Source organism: Phyllobacterium phragmitis, assembly GCF_002980495.1.
GTDB classification, from domain to species: Bacteria; Pseudomonadota; Alphaproteobacteria; order Rhizobiales; family Rhizobiaceae; genus Paramesorhizobium; species Paramesorhizobium phragmitis.
Genome location: NZ_PVBR01000003.1, coordinates 64,517 through 81,651, shown reverse-complemented (window position 1 = coordinate 81,651; position 17,135 = coordinate 64,517). Strand labels below are relative to the sequence as shown.

Annotated in this window: 14 protein-coding genes; 10 read left to right on the top strand and 4 right to left on the bottom strand. The window is 58.4% G+C overall.

What is annotated here, in order from left to right:
- Positions 1-138 precede the first annotated feature (138 nt).
- The 4 genes from C5748_RS04470 (at position 139) to C5748_RS04455 (ending at position 4,598) form a co-directional block, all read left to right on the top strand.
- Positions 139-1,452 carry an ABC transporter substrate-binding protein gene (locus tag C5748_RS04470; RefSeq protein ID WP_105740744.1) on the top strand — a complete coding sequence of 438 codons (1,314 nt, stop codon included), beginning with the start codon at positions 139-141 and terminating at the stop codon, positions 1,450-1,452.
- A 135-nt stretch (positions 1,453-1,587) separates the two neighbouring features.
- On the top strand, positions 1,588-2,520 hold the full coding sequence (locus tag C5748_RS04465; protein ID WP_105740743.1) for a carbohydrate ABC transporter permease: 933 nt from the start codon (positions 1,588-1,590) through the stop codon (positions 2,518-2,520).
- A 16-nt stretch (positions 2,521-2,536) separates the two neighbouring features.
- A complete protein-coding gene (locus C5748_RS04460; RefSeq protein ID WP_105740742.1) occupies positions 2,537-3,436 on the top strand; it encodes a carbohydrate ABC transporter permease in 900 nt (299 codons plus the stop codon).
- A 112-nt stretch (positions 3,437-3,548) separates the two neighbouring features.
- Positions 3,549-4,598, top strand: a complete 1,050-nt coding sequence (locus C5748_RS04455; RefSeq protein ID WP_245428795.1) for a GntR family transcriptional regulator — start codon at positions 3,549-3,551, stop codon at positions 4,596-4,598.
- Positions 4,599-4,835: 237 nt separating this feature from the next.
- Here C5748_RS04455 and C5748_RS04450 read toward each other — a convergent pair whose 3' ends face one another.
- A complete protein-coding gene (locus tag C5748_RS04450) occupies positions 4,836-6,368 on the bottom strand; it encodes a UxaA family hydrolase (RefSeq protein WP_105740741.1) in 1,533 nt (510 codons plus the stop codon).
- A 209-nt stretch (positions 6,369-6,577) separates the two neighbouring features.
- Between C5748_RS04450 and C5748_RS04445 the strand changes: the two genes are divergently transcribed.
- Complete coding sequence (locus tag C5748_RS04445; RefSeq protein WP_105740740.1) at positions 6,578-7,567, top strand: TAXI family TRAP transporter solute-binding subunit; 990 nt, start codon at positions 6,578-6,580, stop codon at positions 7,565-7,567.
- Positions 7,568-7,677: 110 nt separating this feature from the next.
- Complete coding sequence (locus tag C5748_RS04440) at positions 7,678-9,732, top strand: TRAP transporter permease (RefSeq protein WP_105740739.1); 2,055 nt, start codon at positions 7,678-7,680, stop codon at positions 9,730-9,732.
- 72 nt (positions 9,733-9,804) lie between these two features.
- Here C5748_RS04440 and C5748_RS04435 read toward each other — a convergent pair whose 3' ends face one another.
- Together C5748_RS04435 and C5748_RS04430 are read right to left on the bottom strand one after the other, a co-directional pair.
- Positions 9,805-10,185 carry a type II toxin-antitoxin system VapC family toxin gene (locus C5748_RS04435; protein ID WP_105740738.1) on the bottom strand — a complete coding sequence of 127 codons (381 nt, stop codon included), beginning with the start codon at positions 10,183-10,185 and terminating at the stop codon, positions 9,805-9,807.
- Entirely contained in the window at positions 10,185-10,439 is a 255-nt protein-coding gene (locus C5748_RS04430) for a type II toxin-antitoxin system VapB family antitoxin (protein ID WP_105740737.1), read from the bottom strand. Before C5748_RS04430 ends, C5748_RS04435 begins: the two co-directional genes overlap by 1 nt.
- Before the next feature lie 433 nt (positions 10,440-10,872).
- Here C5748_RS04430 and chvE point away from each other — a divergent pair, with 433 nt between their 5' ends.
- The 3 genes from chvE to mmsB all read left to right on the top strand — a co-directional run bounded on the left by chvE (position 10,873) and on the right by mmsB (position 14,744).
- Positions 10,873-11,913 carry a multiple monosaccharide ABC transporter substrate-binding protein gene (chvE, locus tag C5748_RS04425; protein WP_199194714.1) on the top strand — a complete coding sequence of 347 codons (1,041 nt, stop codon included), beginning with the start codon at positions 10,873-10,875 and terminating at the stop codon, positions 11,911-11,913.
- Between the two features lie 108 nt (positions 11,914-12,021).
- The gene (mmsA, locus tag C5748_RS04420) at positions 12,022-13,551 is read left to right on the top strand and encodes a multiple monosaccharide ABC transporter ATP-binding protein (RefSeq protein WP_105741008.1); all 1,530 of its coding nucleotides are present in this window, start codon (positions 12,022-12,024) and stop codon (positions 13,549-13,551) included.
- Positions 13,551-14,744, top strand: coding sequence for a multiple monosaccharide ABC transporter permease (mmsB, locus tag C5748_RS04415; RefSeq protein WP_105740735.1), 1,194 nt, complete (start codon positions 13,551-13,553; stop codon positions 14,742-14,744). The genes mmsA and mmsB overlap by 1 nt, the downstream gene beginning before the upstream one ends.
- A gap of 382 nt (positions 14,745-15,126) precedes the next feature.
- Here the strand turns inward: mmsB and C5748_RS04405 are convergent, their stop codons facing one another.
- Entirely contained in the window at positions 15,127-15,810 is a 684-nt protein-coding gene (locus C5748_RS04405) for a FadR/GntR family transcriptional regulator (RefSeq protein ID WP_199194699.1), read from the bottom strand.
- 288 nt (positions 15,811-16,098) lie between these two features.
- Between C5748_RS04405 and C5748_RS04400 the strand changes: the two genes are divergently transcribed.
- On the top strand, positions 16,099-17,094 hold the full coding sequence (locus tag C5748_RS04400; protein ID WP_105740734.1) for an ABC transporter substrate-binding protein: 996 nt from the start codon (positions 16,099-16,101) through the stop codon (positions 17,092-17,094).
- Positions 17,095-17,135 lie beyond the last annotated feature (41 nt).

The following is a 17,135-nucleotide window of genomic DNA, read 5'->3' as shown; positions in this document are numbered from 1 at the left end:
CGAGTGTTCGGAGACGGAGGAGGAGATGTCGTCCCCGAATATCCGCCAATGACAGGCAAGTATTCTTGCCGCTGCATTCATCCTTCGGGACGGTGAATGCCGGAGAAATCAAGTCCCGTTATCGTGAGGAGGAGTGCTATGACCATCAAGAGACGTGATTTTATCACCGCATCGGCAAGTCTCGCCGGAATGGCCGGGCTGAGTTCACTGGGGATACGTCCATCCCTGGCACAGACCGAGCCGACCTATACGCCGGAGGAAGGTGCAAGCCTGAGGCTTTTGCGCTGGACGCCCTTCGTCAAAGGCGATGAGGACGCCTGGCTGGCGAATACCAAGAAGTTCACCGAAGCGACGGGCGTCGAGGTGCGCGTCGACAAGGAAAGCTGGGAGGATATCCGTCCCAAGGCCGCCGTCGCCGCTAATGTGGGCACCGGGCCTGATATGGTCATGTGCTGGTTCGACGACGCCCAGCAGTATCCCGACAAGCTGGTCGACATGACCGAGCTTGCCGATTATCTCGGCGGCAAATATGGCGGCTGGTATGACGGCTTGCGGGGCTATGCCACGCGTGACGACAAATTCATCGCCATGCCGCTGACGACGATCGGCAACGCCGTATGCTATCGCGACAGCCATATGAAGGCGGCAGGCTTCAGCGAATTCCCGAAAGACACCGCCGGCTTCCTGGAACTCTGCAAGGCGTTGAAGGCCAAGGGCACGCCAGCGGGATTCCCGCATGGCAAGGCTGTCGGTGACGGCAACAACTATGCGCATTGGCTGTTGTGGAGCCATGGCGGCATGATGGTCGATGAAAACAGCAAGGTCACCATCAACAGCCCTGAAACCATCGCCGCGATCAACTATGCGAAATCGCTCTACGAGACGTTCATCCCGGGCACCGAAAGCTGGCTGGACATCAACAACAATCGTGCGTTCCTCGCCGGCCAGGTATCGCTGACCGCCAACGGCGTATCGCTTTACTATGCCGCCAAAAACGACCCGGCATTGGCCGAGATAGCGGCGGACATCCGCACGACAAACTTCCCCATCGGTCCGGTGGGCAAGAGCGTGGAACTGCATCAGACGAGCTCGATCCTGCTGTTCAGCCACACCCAATATCCGGAAGCCGCCAAGGCCTACATCAAATTCATGATGGAAGCCGATCAGATGAATGCGTGGCTCGAGGGCTCCAGCGCCTATTGCTGCCAGCCGCTCAAGGCGTTCGCCGACAACCCCGTGTGGACATCCGATCCGGTCCACGCGCCTTATGCCCGTGCTTCGGAAACATTACGGCCCAATGGCTATGCCGGTCCGCTTGGCTACGCCTCGGCGGGCGTCATGGCCGATTATGTGCTGGTCGACATGTTCGCCTCCGCAGTCACGGGGCAGGTGTCGCCGGAAGAAGCAGCAGCCGACGCGGAAAAGCGGGCGAGCCGCTACTACCGCATCTGACGCTGCATTGAGACGCGTGCGGGCGGCGCCCCTATCAGGAAGCCGCCCGCAAAGCGGATGATGCGACATGCGCTGCCCCGGCACTTTTGATGTGTCGATGCCAACAGAACCCAAGATTTGTACCGGAGATGTCCGATGTCCACAGTGTCGTCCGGAAAGTCCCGTTTCTCACTGTCCGCCCTGCTGCAGAACAGCAACATGCTCGCTCTCATGTTCATGCTGCCGGCAGCGGTTTTCCTTGTCTGCTTCCTGACCTATCCGCTCGGTCTCGGCGTCTGGCTCAGCTTCACCGATACGCGCATCGGACGCGACGGCATATTCATCGGGCTTGAGAACTACGACTTTCTCATGGGGGATTCGGTCTTCTGGCTGTCGGTGTTCAACACGCTGCTCTACACCGTCGTGGCCTCGATCCTGAAATTCGTGCTCGGTCTCTGGCTGGCGCTGCTTTTGAACGAGAATCTGCCGTTCAAATCCTTCTTCCGCGCCATCGTGCTTCTGCCCTGGGTGGTGCCGACGGTGCTTTCGGCGCTGGCGTTCTGGTGGATCTACGATGCCCAGTTCTCGATCATCTCATGGTCTTTGATGCAGCTTGGCCTGATCGACACCCCGATCAATTTCCTCGGCGATCCGAACAATGCGCGGGCTTCGGTCATTGCCGCCAATGTCTGGCGCGGCATTCCCTTCGTCGCCATATCGCTGCTCGCCGGACTGCAGACGATCCCGCAGTCGCTGCAGGAAGCAGCATCGCTGGACGGGGCGACGAACTGGCAGCGGTTCCGCCATGTGACGCTGCCGATGCTGACGCCGATCATCGCGGTGGTCATGACCTTCTCGGTCCTGTTCACCTTTACCGATTTCCAGCTCATCTACGTGCTTACCAAGGGTGGCCCGGTGAATGCGACGCATCTGATGGCGACGCTTTCCTTCCAGCGCGGCATTCCCGGCGGACAGCTCGGCGAGGGCGCGGCGATCGCGGTGGCGATGATCCCGTTCCTGCTCGCGGCCATCATGTTCAGCTTCTTCGGTCTGCAGCGCCGCAAATGGCAGCAGGGCGGCCAGGACTGAGACAACGGAGAATAAAATGAACACGCAAGCACAATCCGAAAGCCAGGTCCTGACCGACAACGCGGAAGGCATGAGCTATCTCAACCGGCTGCCGCGCCGGCTCGTCGTCCTCTATCTGCCGATGGCGGTCTTCGTCTTCGTGCTGCTCTTCCCGTTCTACTGGATGGCGATCACGGCGGTGAAGCCGAACTCACAATTGACGGACTATGATAATTACAGCCCCTTCTGGGTGGTCGCCCCGACCCTCGAGCACATCAAATATCTCCTTTTCGAGACGTCCTATCCAGGATGGCTGGTCAACACGATGCTGGTGTCGATAGGCGCGACGATCCTGTCGCTCGCCGCCTCGATCTTTGCGGCCTATGCCATCGAGCGCATCCGTTATACCGGCGCGCGTACTGTCGGGCTGCTGATCTTCCTCGCCTATCTCGTACCGCCGTCGATCCTGTTCATTCCGTTGGCCTTCATCGTCTTCAAGTTCGGTATCTACGATTCCAAGCTGGCGTTGATCTTCACCTATCCGACTTTCCTCATCCCGTTCTGTACCTGGCTTTTGATGGGATATTTCCGCTCCATACCGTTCGAGCTTGAGGAAAGCGCACTGGTCGATGGCGCGTCACGATGGCAGATCCTCGTCAAGATCATCCTGCCGCTGGCGGTGCCGGGGCTGATCTCCGCCGGCATCTTCGCCTTCACGCTCTCCTGGAACGAATTCATCTATGCGCTGACCTTCATCCAGTCGTCGGAGAACAAAACGGTTCCTGTCGGTGTTCTCACCGAACTGGTGCGCGGCGATGTCTTCGAATGGGGTGCACTCATGGCCGGCGCGCTTTTTGGATCCCTGCCGGTGGTGCTGCTCTATTCCTTCTTCGTCGATTATTACGTTTCCTCGATGACGGGAGCGGTGAAGGAGTAAGCTTTCAGGATCTGACGGATCGTGCTCGCGGTGCAATGCCGCGAGCATGGGTTTGCCCCGATTTCCATTGCCCGCAATAGTCGTTTTTGTGATATTCCGGACAGGTATCAGGATGGGCAAGAGAAGGATCGCAGCCGGTATGGTTTTGCAGGGCTTCATCGAGAAAAGCAAAACCGGGGAGAAAAGCGAAAGCGGATCGAGCCCGCGAAAGCGCAGCCTCTATGAGGAACTCTACGGGCGGCTGAAGGAAAATATCGGGACTGGCCGGATCGCGCCGGGGACCGTTCTCCTCGAAGGTCCTCTGGCGGAGCTTCTCGGCTCCAGCCGCGCACCGGTCCGCCAGGCGCTGAAGCTCTTAGCCGACGAAAATCGCATCAGCCGCTTCGAAGGGCGTGGATTTGTCGTCGGTCCCGCGGGGACGCCTGCAAAACGCGTCGATCTTGCGCAAAGCCTCGGCGATCTCGCCAACCATGAGCGCACGCTGTTTGCCTGGCAGGCGCTTTATGAGGAAGTGGAACGGCGGATCGTCAATCGCTCCTTCTTCGGGCGTTTCCGCATCAACGAGATCGAGCTTGCCCGCCATTATGGCGTGGGGCGGGCGGTGGCGCGGGACGTGCTTTTGAAACTCGAAACGCTCGGGATTACGAGCAAGGACGAACACTTCCGCTGGTCCATCGTCCCCCTGGACGACAAGCGCATCACCGAACTCTACGAGGTGCGCGAGCGGCTGGAACCCTTCGCCATCGCGCAGGCGATGGACGCCATGTCGGACAGCGAGATCGAGCGGATGACCGGCAGGTTGGTGCAGGCTGCCAAAGCCTACCCGCAAGTCTCGGTCGATCTTCTCTACGATCTGGAACTCGATCTGCATGTCCGCTCTATGCAGGCCTGCCCGAACAGGGAGATGATCAGCATTCTCCAGCGCACCCATTGCGTCATCACGCTCAGCAAGCACGTGCTCTGGCACCGGCTGCGCATGCCGGAGAACGACCCCTTCATTGCCGAACATATCGAGATTTTCGAGATGATGCGGCGGCGGAACAGGCCGGATTTGATGCGCGCGATGAGCAATCACATCGCCAGTTCACGGCCCAAGGTGATCGAACGGGCCGAGGAGGTCCGCAATTCCTTCCAGCCGGAGGAATGCAGTTTTATCGTTTAGAGCGGTTCGTGTTTTGTTGGAATCGCGAGGCAACCCCCCTCTGGCCTGCCGGCCATCTCCCCCACAAGGAGGGAGATTGGCTGTCATGGATGGCGGCACATCATTTGCAACGTTGGCGATTGGCGAAAGCGGAAATCATAGCCTAATCTCCACCCTTGAGGGGAGATGGCCGGCAGGCCAGAGGGGGGTGGTGCGGCCCGCCAGCATTCCATCTCCAAGTGAACCGCTCCAATCAGCTCAAGTAACCGCGCCGAGCTGCCAGGGAACGAATTCATTGTCGCCATAGTCGTAGGTTTCGCTCAGCGTGCGCTCGCCTGAGGCAACGGCGATGATGCTTTCGAATATCCGCTCGCCAGCCTTTTCGATCGTATCCTCGCCGGTGACGATGCCGCCGCAGTTGATGTCCATATCTTCCTTCATATGTTCGTACATCGTGCTGTTGGTGGCGATCTTGATGCAAGGCGCGGGCTTGAAGCCGGATACCGAGCCGCGGCCGGTGGTGAAGCAGATCACATTGCAGCCGCCGGCGACCTGGCCCGTCACCGCCGCCGGATCGTAGCCGGGCGTGTCCATGAACACAAAACCCGGCTCGCTGACGATCTCGGCATATTCATAGACCGCCTTGAGCGGCATGGTGCCGCCCTTTGCGACGGCGCCGAGCGATTTTTCCAGGATGGTCGTCAGCCCGCCGGCCTTGTTGCCGTGGGAGGGATTGTTGTTGAGTTCCGCGCCGTTTTTCTCCGTGTAATCACGCCACCACTCGATGCGATCGAGCAGTTTCTTCGCCACGTCAGGCGTGACGGCACGGCGGGTGAGAAGGTGCTCCGCACCGTAGATCTCAGGCGTTTCGGCAAGAACGGACGTGCCGCCATTGCGCACGAGGAGATCGGAGGCGTAGCCCAGCGCCGGATTGGCCGAAATGCCGGAATATCCGTCCGAGCCGCCGCATTCCAGCGCGAGCTTGAGGCCGGAGAGCGGCTGCACCGTGCGTTTGGCTGCATTGATCTCGGGCAGCATTTCCCGGATCACCGCGCTGGCCGCCTCGATCGTCTTGCGCGTGCCGCCCATATCCTGGATCGTCATGGTGCGCAGCCGATTGCCTTCCTCCAGCTTGTAATAGTCGAGGATGGGCTTGATCTGATTGGTTTCGCAGCCAAGGCCGATGATCAATATGCCGCCGAAATTGGGGTGGCGGGCATAGCCCTGGATGGTGCGGGCGAGATAGCGGTAACCGATGCTGTTGGTGTTGATGGCGCATCCCCCGCCATGGGTGAGGGCGACGACGCCATCGACATTGTCGAAGCCGTCGAGCCCGCCGCTGCGGTTGAAATGGTCGGCGACATATTTCGAGACGGTGGCGGAACAGTTCACCGTCGAGATGATTCCGATGAAGTTTCGGGTGCCGATGCCGCCCAGGCCGCGATCGAAGCCCATAAATGTCCGGCGCTGGCCTTCGGGCAGCATCCCCGTTTCCTGGATATCGACGCTGAACTGATGGTCGTGCTCGGATGCGATCATCGCAAGGTTCTGCAGGTGAACATGCTGTCCGGGTTCGATAGGCTTGGTGGCGATGCCGATGACCTGCCCGAACTTGCGCACCTCTTCGCCCGGCGCGATCGCCTTGAGCGCCACCTTATGGCCCCGAGTGATGTCGTCGCGTGCCACCAGATCCTTCAAACCCGCGGGATTTCCTGAAGAAATCGCCTCACGTGCCACGGCCACATTGTCGAGTGCATTGAGAACGATGATCGGCGAGACCGGATTGGACATGATGATTTGCTTCTCTGGAAATGACTATTGCAGGCAATAAACAATCATGTCGGACGCGTCACCGTCAAGTCCCATCGGAGGCATTGTTCAGCGGCGCATTGCATTCCTGACACCGTTATGCACGGTTTTGGTGCCGGACCAGTTGACAAGCCGCACCGGCTTTCCCATCCTCCGACCTCAGATCAAGAATTTCGTAAAGGGGAAGAGAGATGAATTTCAGCAAGAACCTACGCCGGTTCTCGATTGGCGCCGTGATCGGTTCTCTGGTGTTGGGAGCAACCTTCGCGCTGGCCCAGTCTCCGGCCTTTTTCCGTATCGGAACCGGTGGTACCGCCGGGACCTATTATCCCATTGGCGGGTTGATCGCGAATGCGATCTCCGGCGAGGGCGACAAGGGAGTTCCAGGCCTTGTTGCCACCGCTGTTTCATCGAACGGCTCCGTCGCCAACATCAACGCCATCCAGAGCGGATCGCTGGAGTCCGGCTTTACCCAGTCCGACGTCGCCTATTGGGCCTATACGGGCACGGGCCTTTATGAAGGCAAGGGCAAGGTCGAGGATCTCCGCCTGATCGCAACGCTTTATCCCGAAACCATCCACCTGGTGGCCCGCAAGGGTGCGGATATCAAATCCGTCGCCGATCTGAAGGGCAAGCGTGTTTCGATCGATGAACCGGGTTCCGGCACCATCGTCGATGCCCGGATCGTGCTGGCCGCCTATGGCCTGACGGAGAAGGATATCCAGGCTGAACATCTGAAGCCGGGCCCGGCAGGCGATCGCCTTCGCGACGGTGCACTGGATGCGTATTTCTTCGTCGGTGGCTATCCGACCGGCGCGATTTCCGAGCTTGCCACGTCGAGCGGCATTTCGCTGGTGCCGATCTCGGGCCCCGAAGCCGACAAGATGCTTGAGCAGTACAGCTTCTTTTCTAAGGATGTCGTACCTGCAGATACCTATAAGGACGTCGGCGAGACGCCGACCATCGCCGTTGCCGCGCAGTGGGTGACGAGCGCCAAGCAGCCCGACGATCTGATCTATGACATCACGAAGGTGATGTGGAGCGATGCGACCCGCGCATCGCTTGACGCCGGCCACGCGAAAGGCAAGCTGATCACGCTCAAGAATGCCGTCACCAGCCTCGGCATCCCGCTTCATCCCGGTGCTGAACGTTTCTACAAAGAAGCAGGCGTGCTGAAGTAACCGGCATTCCAGGATATCGGTATCAACAGACGGCGGTTCGGGGAAAATTTCCGGGCCGCCGTCTTTTCAATGATAAGATGGTAATCAGGGCGTAACGGAGCGATATCGGTATGGCGTCAGATCAAAACCCTTCGCTATCTCCCATGGAACTGGATGAAGCCAAGGCGCGCGAGCTCGAAGAAAAGTTCGATTCCGAACTCCGTTTCCGCCCGCTGGCGCCGCTTGCAAGCCGTCTCGTCGGCACGTTGCTGGTGGCGTTGTCGGTCTTCCACTATTACACCGCAGGTTTTGGGCTTCTGCCCGAAATGCTTCATCGCGGCATCCATCTGTCGTTCGTGCTCGGGCTCGTGTTTCTGGTCTTCCCCTTCACCCGGAAAGGCTATGACCGACCCGCAACATCGGGCTTGCTGCGGCCGCTCGGGATATCGATCATCGATTGGCTTCTGGCAATCGGCGCGGTCGTTGCAGTGTTGCATGTGCCTTTGATTCCGTTGGACGATCTGGCCTTCCGGGTCGGCAATCCGACGAGCACGGATGTCATTCTGGGCAGTCTTCTGATCGTCGTGCTGCTCGAGGCGACGCGGCGTTCCGTCGGCTGGCCTTTGCCGATCATCGCACTGCTCTTCATGGCCTACGCGATCTACGGCCCGGACATGCCGGGTATCCTGGTTCATCCCGGCGCCAGCATCTCGCAACTGGTCAATCATCTCTACCTCACCAGTCAGGGCATCTATGGCATCGCGCTTGGTGTCGTCGCGACCTATGTCTTCCATTTCGTGCTGTTCGGCGTCTTTGCCACCCGTATCGGGCTTGGCCAGCTCTTTCTCGATTGCGCCGCCTGGGTCGCCGGCCGTTATGCCGGAGGTCCGGCAAAGGTCTCCATCTTCGGATCGGCGCTGTTCGGCATGATTTCCGGTTCCTCGGTTGCAAACACCGTCACCGTCGGATCGCTGACGATCCCTGCCATGAAGCGGCTGGGCTACAAGCCGCATTTCGCGGCGGCGGTCGAGGCGGCTTCATCGACGGGCGGCCAGATCATGCCGCCGATCATGGGTGCCGCCGCCTTTCTGATGATCGAGTTTCTCAATCTGCCGTATACGACCATCATTCTTGCGGCGATCGTTCCGGCCTTCATGCATTTCTTCGGCGTGCTGATCCAGGTGCATTTCGAGGCCAAACGCACCGGTTTGCGGGGCATGACGCCGGAAGAAATGCCCGATCTCAAAGAGGCCTTCAAGCGTGACTGGCCAACCGTCATTCCGCTGGTGGTTCTGCTCGCCGTTCTGCTGTCGGGCTACACGCCCTATCTCGCAGCTTTCTGGGGCATCACGCTTTGCGTTCTCGTCGGCCTATTGAACCCGCGCAAGCGCATGTCATTCACCGAGGTCTTCGAAGGCCTCCGCGATGGCGCCAAATATGCGCTGGCCGTTGGTGCGGCTGCGGCGACGGTCGGCATCATCGTCGGCGTGGTGACCCTGACCGGCGTCGGCTTCAAGATCTCCTATATCGTCACATCTACGGCGGCCCAGATGGCCGGATGGTTCGAGACATTCATTCCGGCTGCCCTGGCCAGTCCGCAGGCGCTGACACTGCTGTTCACGCTGATCATGACCGGGATCGTCTGCATCCTGATGGGCTGCGGCATTCCGACGACGGCCAACTACATCATCATGGCGACGATCGCGGCCCCGGCGCTGAGTTTGCTTGGCGTCGAACAGATCGTCGCGCATTTCTTCGTCTTCTATTACGGCGTGCTTGCCGACATCACGCCACCAGTGGCGCTTGCCGCCTATGCGGCCGCCGGCATGGCCGGCTCCGATCCGTTCAGGACCGGCAATACCGCTTTCCGCCTCGGTCTCGGCAAGGTTCTGGTGCCGTTCGTTTTCGTGTTCTCGCCGTCGCTGCTGCTGGTGACATCGGATTTCACGTGGTCGGCATTCTTCATTGCCTTTATCGGATGCGTGGTCGGCATCACCTGTCTGGGAGCCGCGCTTTCAGGCTTCCTGCTGGTGCGAACGAAAATCTGGGAGAGTGTCCTCTTGATATTCGCCGCCATCCTGCTTGTCGTGCCGGAAATCTACTCGTCACTCCTGGGCGGCGCGATGATCATCCCGGTGCTCATTCGGCATATTCTCAGCGTCAGGCGGTCGCCGGCGCTTGGCTAGCCCACCGGTTCGAAAAACCGGAATCGGTTTTCGGGTAAATGCGTAGGTTCAATAGCTTACAGCGCCACCGTGTCAGACAATATCGGTCCGGCTGAAGTCGTTGCCCTTAAACAGCAAGGGTTCCTGGCGGGAGACGGCGAGTGCATAAGAGAAGCAATCGCCGTAGTTCAAGCCCGCCCGATGACGGCCCTTACCAAATCGGCGCCAGGCTCGACGCGCCAGATCAGCCTGATCGGCATCGACGGCAACGATGTCGATGCCGGCCTTGTACAGCCAAAGGTCCAGTTCGCGTCCGCCAGCTTCGCCAAGCCGAGTTTCTATCACTATCGAAGCTTCGAGCATCGTCGCTGCAGAGATTAGACGAACAGGATCATCTGCGATACGCATCTCGAATTCAGCCGCCTCCGGTTCGTTAAGTGCGATGGCGATGATCGCTGATGTGTCGATCACCATCAGCGCGGAAGCCCATTTTGATCATACTCCATAATCTCGTCGGCAGAGCGTTCATCAATGACCGGCATAGTGCTCCACCTGTACCGAATCGCAGCGAGTTCTTCGAGAAGAGCAGGCTTGCGGGAACGACTGGCGACACGGTGCAGTCGCTCTTCGAGTGCCCTCCGCGTCGCTGTGGTAATGTTTTCCCCGGTTTGCTGAGCGAGATCGCGAGCGAGTTGTTCCGTCACCGGGTCTTTAATACTCAAAGCCATTTTTAGGTCCCTTGGTTCCTAATAAGGTTCTTTCTACCTAAAAAACCATTGGAAGTCAAGGAGTCTGGCTGACAAACGCCGAAAATCGCTTAAGGGAATGCCTCGAAACAGAGGCGAGTTCCTATGCCTGCTTGCGCGTATTGGTAGAATTAATGTGCCGCCCCCTCCATTTCAGTTGACAAACGATGCGATTTAAAAAATCATATTATATAATTTAAGTCCGGGAGGCGGCGACAATTTTCCTTAAAGCGATACGCGCGTTTGGTCCTGGGTACAGGATCGAAAGGGAAGGGGTTTGCCAATATCCGGATTTGGGTGGGATCGGTCGCTGCACTCCGGCAAAAGCCATTCTGGCTGAAGCTTGAGGCGGTTGCCGGCTGAAATGCGATCATTAACTGGGAGGATACCCGTGAAGATATTCAAGGTTGCTTTAATGGCGCTTCTGTCCATAGCCTGGATGGGGGCAGGCCAGAGCTTGGCGCAGGATAAGGGTACGATCGGCATCTCGATGCCGACCAAATCGTCGGCGCGCTGGATCGCGGATGGCGACAACATGGTGAAGACGCTGCAGGAGCGTGGCTACGGCACCGACCTGCAATATGCGGAGGATGATATCCCCAATCAGCTGTCGCAGATCGAGAACATGATCACCAAGGGTGTGAAGGTTCTGGTTATCGCGGCGATTGACGGCACCACGCTTTCCAACGTCCTGCAGCAGGCCCACGACGCCGATATCAAGGTCATTTCCTATGACCGTCTGATCCGCGATTCCGGCAATGTCGACTACTACACGACATTCGATAATTTCCAGGTCGGCGTGCTTCAGGCAACGTCGCTGGTCGATGCGCTTGGACTGCCGGAGGCGGCCGGTCCGTTCAACATCGAATTGTTCGGCGGCTCGCCCGACGACAACAACGCCTATTTCTTCTATGACGGTGCAATGTCGGTGCTGCAGCCTTTGATCGACAGCGGCAAGCTTGTCGTCCAGTCCGGCCAGACCGGCATGGACAAGGTCGGCACGCTGCGCTGGGACGGCGCGGTCGCGCAGGCCCGCATGGACAACCTTTTGTCGGCCTACTACACCGACAAGAAGGTCAACGCCGTTCTCTCCCCCTATGACGGTCTGTCCATCGGCATTCTGTCTTCGCTTCGCGGTGTAGGTTACGGATCGGCGGACCAGCCGTTCCCCTATGTTTCGGGGCAGGATGCGGAAATACAGTCCGTCAAATCGATCATTGCCGGCGAACAGTATTCGACCGTGTTCAAGGACACGCGCGAATTGGCGAAAGTCACTGCCAACATGATCGACGCCGTTCTTTCCGGCAAGGAACCCGAAATCAACGACACCAAGACCTATGACAACGGCGTCAAGGTGGTTCCGTCCTATCTGCTGAAGCCCGTTTTGGTCGATGCGAAAAACTGGAAGGAAGTTCTGATCGGTTCCGGCTATTATACGGAAGATCAGCTCCAATAACGAGCCAGACGCTGGGCCTCGGATTTGATGCCGGGGCCCTTCCTACCGTTTCATCGCCGGTCTGGGTGGCGCGGTGAACACGGCTGACACATGCGGGTGCGGATCACGATGGACACGATCCTTGAAATGCGGAATATCTCCAAGAGCTTTCCCGGTGTGAAAGCCTTGGACAATGTCAATCTCTCGGTTGCCGAGGGGGAGATCCACGCGGTGGTCGGAGAAAACGGCGCCGGCAAATCGACCCTGATGAAGGTGCTGAGCGGTGTTTATCCCCATGGCAGCTATGAGGGCGGCATCTACTATTGCGGCGAGGAACGGCAGTTCCGCGGCATCCACGATAGCGAGCGCCTCGGCATCATCATCATTCATCAGGAACTGGCGCTCGTCCCTCTTCTGTCGATCACCGAAAATATCTTCCTGGGCAATGAACAGGCGCAATACGGCATCATCGATTGGGAGCATTCGGAAAAGCGAACGCGTGAACTTCTGAAGAAGGTCGGGCTCAACGAGGACCCCGCGACGCTCATCACCAATCTCGGTGTGGGCAAGCAGCAGCTGATCGAGATCGCCAAGGCTCTTTCCAAGCAAGTGAAGTTGCTCATCCTCGATGAGCCAACGGCGAGCTTGAACGAGAAGGACAGCGACGCGCTTCTCGCGCTGCTCCTGGAGTTCAAGGCGCAGGGCATCTCCTCGATCCTCATTTCCCACAAGCTCAATGAAGTCGAAAAGGTCGCCGACCGCATCACGGTACTGCGTGACGGTGCAACGGTCGAAACCCTCGAAAAGCACGAGATCAGCGACGACCGCATCGTTACATCCATGGTCGGGCGTGAATTGTCGGACCGTTTTCCGAAACGGACGCCGAAGATCGGTGAAACCCTTTTCGAGGTGAAGGACTGGGTGGTTCATAATCAGGTCCATCCCGATCGCCAGATGATCAAGGGCATCAACCTCAACGTCCACGCCGGAGAGATCGTCGGCATTGCCGGGCTGATGGGAGCCGGCCGCACCGAATTCGCCATGAGCGTTTTCGGCAAATCCTATGGACGCCGTATCAGCGGTGAGGTTTTTCTCCATGGCCGCAAGGTCGATGTGTCCACGGTGGGCAAGGCTGTCAAGAACGGCATCGCCTATGTGACGGAGGACCGCAAGACCTATGGTCTCAATCTGATCGACCATATCAAGCACAATACGACACTCGCCAATCTGAAGGGCGTCTCGAGCGCCGGTGTGATCGATGATTTCGCCGAGTTCAAGATCGCCAACGATTACAGGCGCAAAACCAATATCCGTTCCTCGAACGTCTATCAGTTGACGGGCAATCTCTCCGGCGGCAATCAGCAGAAGGTCGTCCTCTCGAAATGGCTGTTCGCAGCGCCGGAATTGCTGATCCTCGATGAGCCGACGCGCGGCATCGATGTCGGCGCTAAATACGAAATCTATGAAATCATCAACAAACTGGCGAATGAAGGGAAAGGTATTTTGGTCATATCCTCCGAAATGCCGGAACTTCTTGGCATGTGCGACCGCATCTATGTGATGAACGAAGGTCGTCTCGTCGGGGAAATGCCAGCCAGCGAAGCCAGCCAGGAAAAGATCATGCGAGCGATCATCCGCGCTGAGGGAAGGGTACAATAATGAGTGAAATCGCGTCTGCGGAAACCAAACCGGTAAAGCCCAAACAGTCGCTGTCCCTCTACAGCAATCTCCGTGATTACGGGCTGGTGATGGCGCTGATCCTGATCATGCTGTTCTTCCAGTATACGACTGACGGTACGTTGTTCCGCCCGGTCAATCTGACCAATCTGGTCCTGCAGAACAGCTATATCATCATCATGGCGCTCGGCATGCTGTTGGTGATCGTGTCAGGGCATATCGATCTGTCCGTCGGCTCGGTCGCGGGCTTCATCGGCGGTCTGTCCGCCGTGATGATGGTGCAGTGGCACATCCATTATGTGCCGGCGACGCTCATGTGTCTTGTCGCGGGCGGCATTATCGGGGCTGCGCAAGGCTATTGGATCGCCTATCACAAGATACCGGCCTTCATCGTCACGCTTGCCGGCATGCTGGTGTTCAAGGGGCTCACGCTGGCGCTTCTCGGTGGCAGGTCGGTCGGCCCTTTCCCACACCAGTTCCAGCTTTTGAGCTCAGGTTTCATTCCGGATTTCTTCCCCGGCTACGGCATTCACGTCACCTCCATGCTGATCGGCCTGATCCTTGTGGGCCTGATGGTCTATTCGAGCATTCGCCGCCGCATCAAGCGCGAGCGCCATGGCTATGAAGGCGAGCCCTTCGTGCTTTTCGCTGCAAAGAACCTGATCATCGGCGGCCTGGCCCTTTTCCTGTGCTATCTCATGGCGTCCTATAAAGGGCTCCCGAACGTCCTGGTCGTCATGGCGATCCTGATCGCGCTCTTCACCTTCGTCACGAAGCACACCACGATCGGCCGCAGGATCTATGCGATGGGCGGCAATGAGAAGGCGGCGAAGCTCTCCGGTATTCGGACGGAGCGGCTGACCTTCCTGACATTCGTCAATATGGGCGTGCTGGCTGCCCTGGCAGGGCTGATCTTCGCAGCCCGTCTCAACACCGCGACGCCCAAGGCGGGTCTCGGCTTCGAGCTCGACGTCATCGCGGCGGTGTTCATCGGCGGCGCTTCCGCCATGGGCGGCGTCGGCCAGGTGATGGGCGCCGTCATCGGCGCCTTCATCATGGGCGTCATGAACAACGGCATGTCGATCATGGGCATCAATATCGACTGGCAGCAGGTCATCAAGGGATTGGTTCTGCTCGCAGCCGTCGTCTTCGACGTCTACAACAAGAACAAATGATCACTGGCGTATCCGGCGCGAACCAGACACGGTTTGCGCCGATGGGCAGTCTCAAACTTTCTAGACATTTCATATTGAATTGGAAACGCCGGGCGAGGCAGTACTACCCCCCTCTGTCCTGCCGGACATCTCCCCCTCAAGGAGGGAGATTGGCTGACATGATCCTCGATGTCCATTCTGAAACATTTGCGATTGGTACTGAGCGTCCATGAAGGCTTAATCTCCCCCCTTGAGGGGGAGATGGCTGGCAAGCCAGAGGGGGGTACTGCCCCACCAGCGATTCTATTTAAAAATGAACTTTTCTAAAAGGCGCGGTACAAACTAGGGTGGATCCTGTTCAACAGGCCCACCCTGATTTTTCCCCGAAATCCGATTTCCTGCTTCAGGAATTGCGCAGATGCCGCTCGACATTCTGCAGATGAGCACGCATCGCGGCGGCGGCGCCGGCGGTATCGCGGTTGGCGATGGCGTCGACGATCTGGTCATGTTCGGCGAAGCTGTGATGATCCACGGGCGGCCGCACCGGCGTATCGCGTAGTCGGCCCCAGGTCACTTCCCGGCGCACCGCATTGAGCGTATCGAGCAGGCCCAGCAACAGACTGTTCTGCGTTGCCTCGGCGATGGTGCGGTGAAGCCTGTTGTCCCAAAGCTCGTACTGGCGCCAGGATGGCGCCTGGCGGGCGCGGAGGACACAGCTCCGCATATCGGTTACTTGCGCAGGCGTAGCGTTCAGCGCCGCGCAGCGGGCGATCTCCGGCTCGATCGCGATCCTTGCGCCCATCACTTCAATCGGATTGCTGCGCCGCGCCATGGCGCTGACATCGGCGACCGTATCGATGGGACGGCTTCCCGTGAAAGTGCCTTTGCCCACATGGCGCCAGAGTTGACCTTCGGCCTGCAATTCTGCCAAAGCCTTGCGCAGGGCCGCGCGGCCGACGCCAAGAATTTCCGCCAGTTCGCGCTCGGGCGGCAGGCGCCCGTCGCTGGGCAGCTCCGCTTCCGACAGGAACCCCCGCAGCTTGGCTGCTGCATCCGGTTGGCGATTGGTTTCGATCAATTCCATCATATCATGAACCAATTTGAAGATTGGTTTAATGTATATTCACTTGAATCATTCTTGTCAATCGTATCGAGGCCGGGATTTAAAGCAATGAAGATGTTAATATAACTATTTGTTTATAAATATCTTTTGTAAGATAAGCATGGGCTTTCCATGTGCTGTCGGAGCGCAGATCGTCTGAGATATCCAGCGCGCTGTTGACTCTTGTAGAAATATCAATTTAGTTTAATCAGGAATTGGTTTGAATTGCGCCTGGGGAGGGGTGTTCGGCCAATCACTATGGGAGGGTAAGAAATGTTTAGACTTGCTGCCAGATTGAGAGCGGCTGCTGCCGCTTTGACGCTCAGTGCGCTTTTCGCTACCGCGCCGGTGGCTGCGCTGGCCGATCCGATCCGTATCGCGTTCGGAGATATTGCCACGGTCGAATCCCTGCATCTGCTGATCGCTTTCGAGCGGGCCAGGGAACAGGGGCTCGACCTGGAAGTGACATACCTGAAATCCGAGGATATCGCGGCTCAGGCCGTGGTCGGCGGGCAAGCCGATATCGGCATCGGCGCCCCCTATGCTCTGATCCAGAAGGTCAACGCGCCGATCCGCATGTTCCTGCAGCTCAGCCAGTTGCGGTTCTATCCCGTGGTGAATTCCGAATTCTACAAGAGCTGGAAGGATCTCGACGGGCAGGAGGTCGCCGTCCACTCGCGCGGTTCGGGTACGGAAGCCATCATGCAGCTGATGGCCGACAAGCATGGCATCAGCTATTCCAATATCTCCTATGTGCCGGGCGCCGAAGTTCGCACCGGTGCATTGCTGCAGGGCAATGTCAAAGCGACGATCGTCGATTCCTCGGGCAAGCGCATTCTTGAAGACAAGGCGCCGGGCAAATTCATCTTCCTGCCGGTGGACGATGTCAGCGCGACCGACGAGGCATTGTTCGCCAATACGGCCTTTCTCGAAAAGGATCCGCAAGGTGTCGCGACGCTGATCGAGGCGATCCTCACCACCTGGCGGGAAGTCCAGGCCGACCCGAAATCGGTGTTGGCGCTGCGTGAGAAATACAAGCTCCTGCCCGATGCCACGCCGGAAATGGTCGCCGATATCGAACCCTATTTCGTCGAAGCGGCAAAGCTGGGGCTGCCGGTCAATGGCGGCGGCGAAGAAGCTGCCCGCGACGACTTCGAATTCTACACGGTTTCCGGCGCGCTCACCGGTAAGGCCGATGATCTCAAGGTCGGGGATTTCTGGGAATTCGGGCCTCTCAACACCGCACTTGCCAAGATCGGCACGAAATAAGGGGTGAGAGAATGTCTTCATCCGTCAAATCGGGTGACATG

Bases quoted from the DNA above. Each gene is read 5' to 3' on its own strand.
- C5748_RS04470 (WP_105740744.1), top strand. From the start codon at position 139: ATGACCATCAAGAGACGTGATTTTATCACCGCATCGGCAAGTCTCGCC.
- C5748_RS04465 (WP_105740743.1), top strand. From the start codon at position 1,588: ATGTCCACAGTGTCGTCCGGAAAGTCCCGTTTCTCACTGTCCGCCCTG.
- C5748_RS04460 (WP_105740742.1), top strand. From the start codon at position 2,537: ATGAACACGCAAGCACAATCCGAAAGCCAGGTCCTGACCGACAACGCG.
- C5748_RS04455 (WP_245428795.1), top strand. From the start codon at position 3,549: ATGGGCAAGAGAAGGATCGCAGCCGGTATGGTTTTGCAGGGCTTCATC.
- C5748_RS04450 (WP_105740741.1), bottom strand. From the start codon at position 6,368: ATGTCCAATCCGGTCTCGCCGATCATCGTTCTCAATGCACTCGACAAT.
- C5748_RS04445 (WP_105740740.1), top strand. From the start codon at position 6,578: ATGAATTTCAGCAAGAACCTACGCCGGTTCTCGATTGGCGCCGTGATC.
- C5748_RS04440 (WP_105740739.1), top strand. From the start codon at position 7,678: ATGGCGTCAGATCAAAACCCTTCGCTATCTCCCATGGAACTGGATGAA.
- C5748_RS04435 (WP_105740738.1), bottom strand. From the start codon at position 10,185: ATGGTGATCGACACATCAGCGATCATCGCCATCGCACTTAACGAACCG.
- C5748_RS04430 (WP_105740737.1), bottom strand. From the start codon at position 10,439: ATGGCTTTGAGTATTAAAGACCCGGTGACGGAACAACTCGCTCGCGAT.
- chvE (WP_199194714.1), top strand. From the start codon at position 10,873: ATGGCGCTTCTGTCCATAGCCTGGATGGGGGCAGGCCAGAGCTTGGCG.
- mmsA (WP_105741008.1), top strand. From the start codon at position 12,022: ATGGACACGATCCTTGAAATGCGGAATATCTCCAAGAGCTTTCCCGGT.
- mmsB (WP_105740735.1), top strand. From the start codon at position 13,551: ATGAGTGAAATCGCGTCTGCGGAAACCAAACCGGTAAAGCCCAAACAG.
- C5748_RS04405 (WP_199194699.1), bottom strand. From the start codon at position 15,810: ATGATGGAATTGATCGAAACCAATCGCCAACCGGATGCAGCAGCCAAG.
- C5748_RS04400 (WP_105740734.1), top strand. From the start codon at position 16,099: ATGTTTAGACTTGCTGCCAGATTGAGAGCGGCTGCTGCCGCTTTGACG.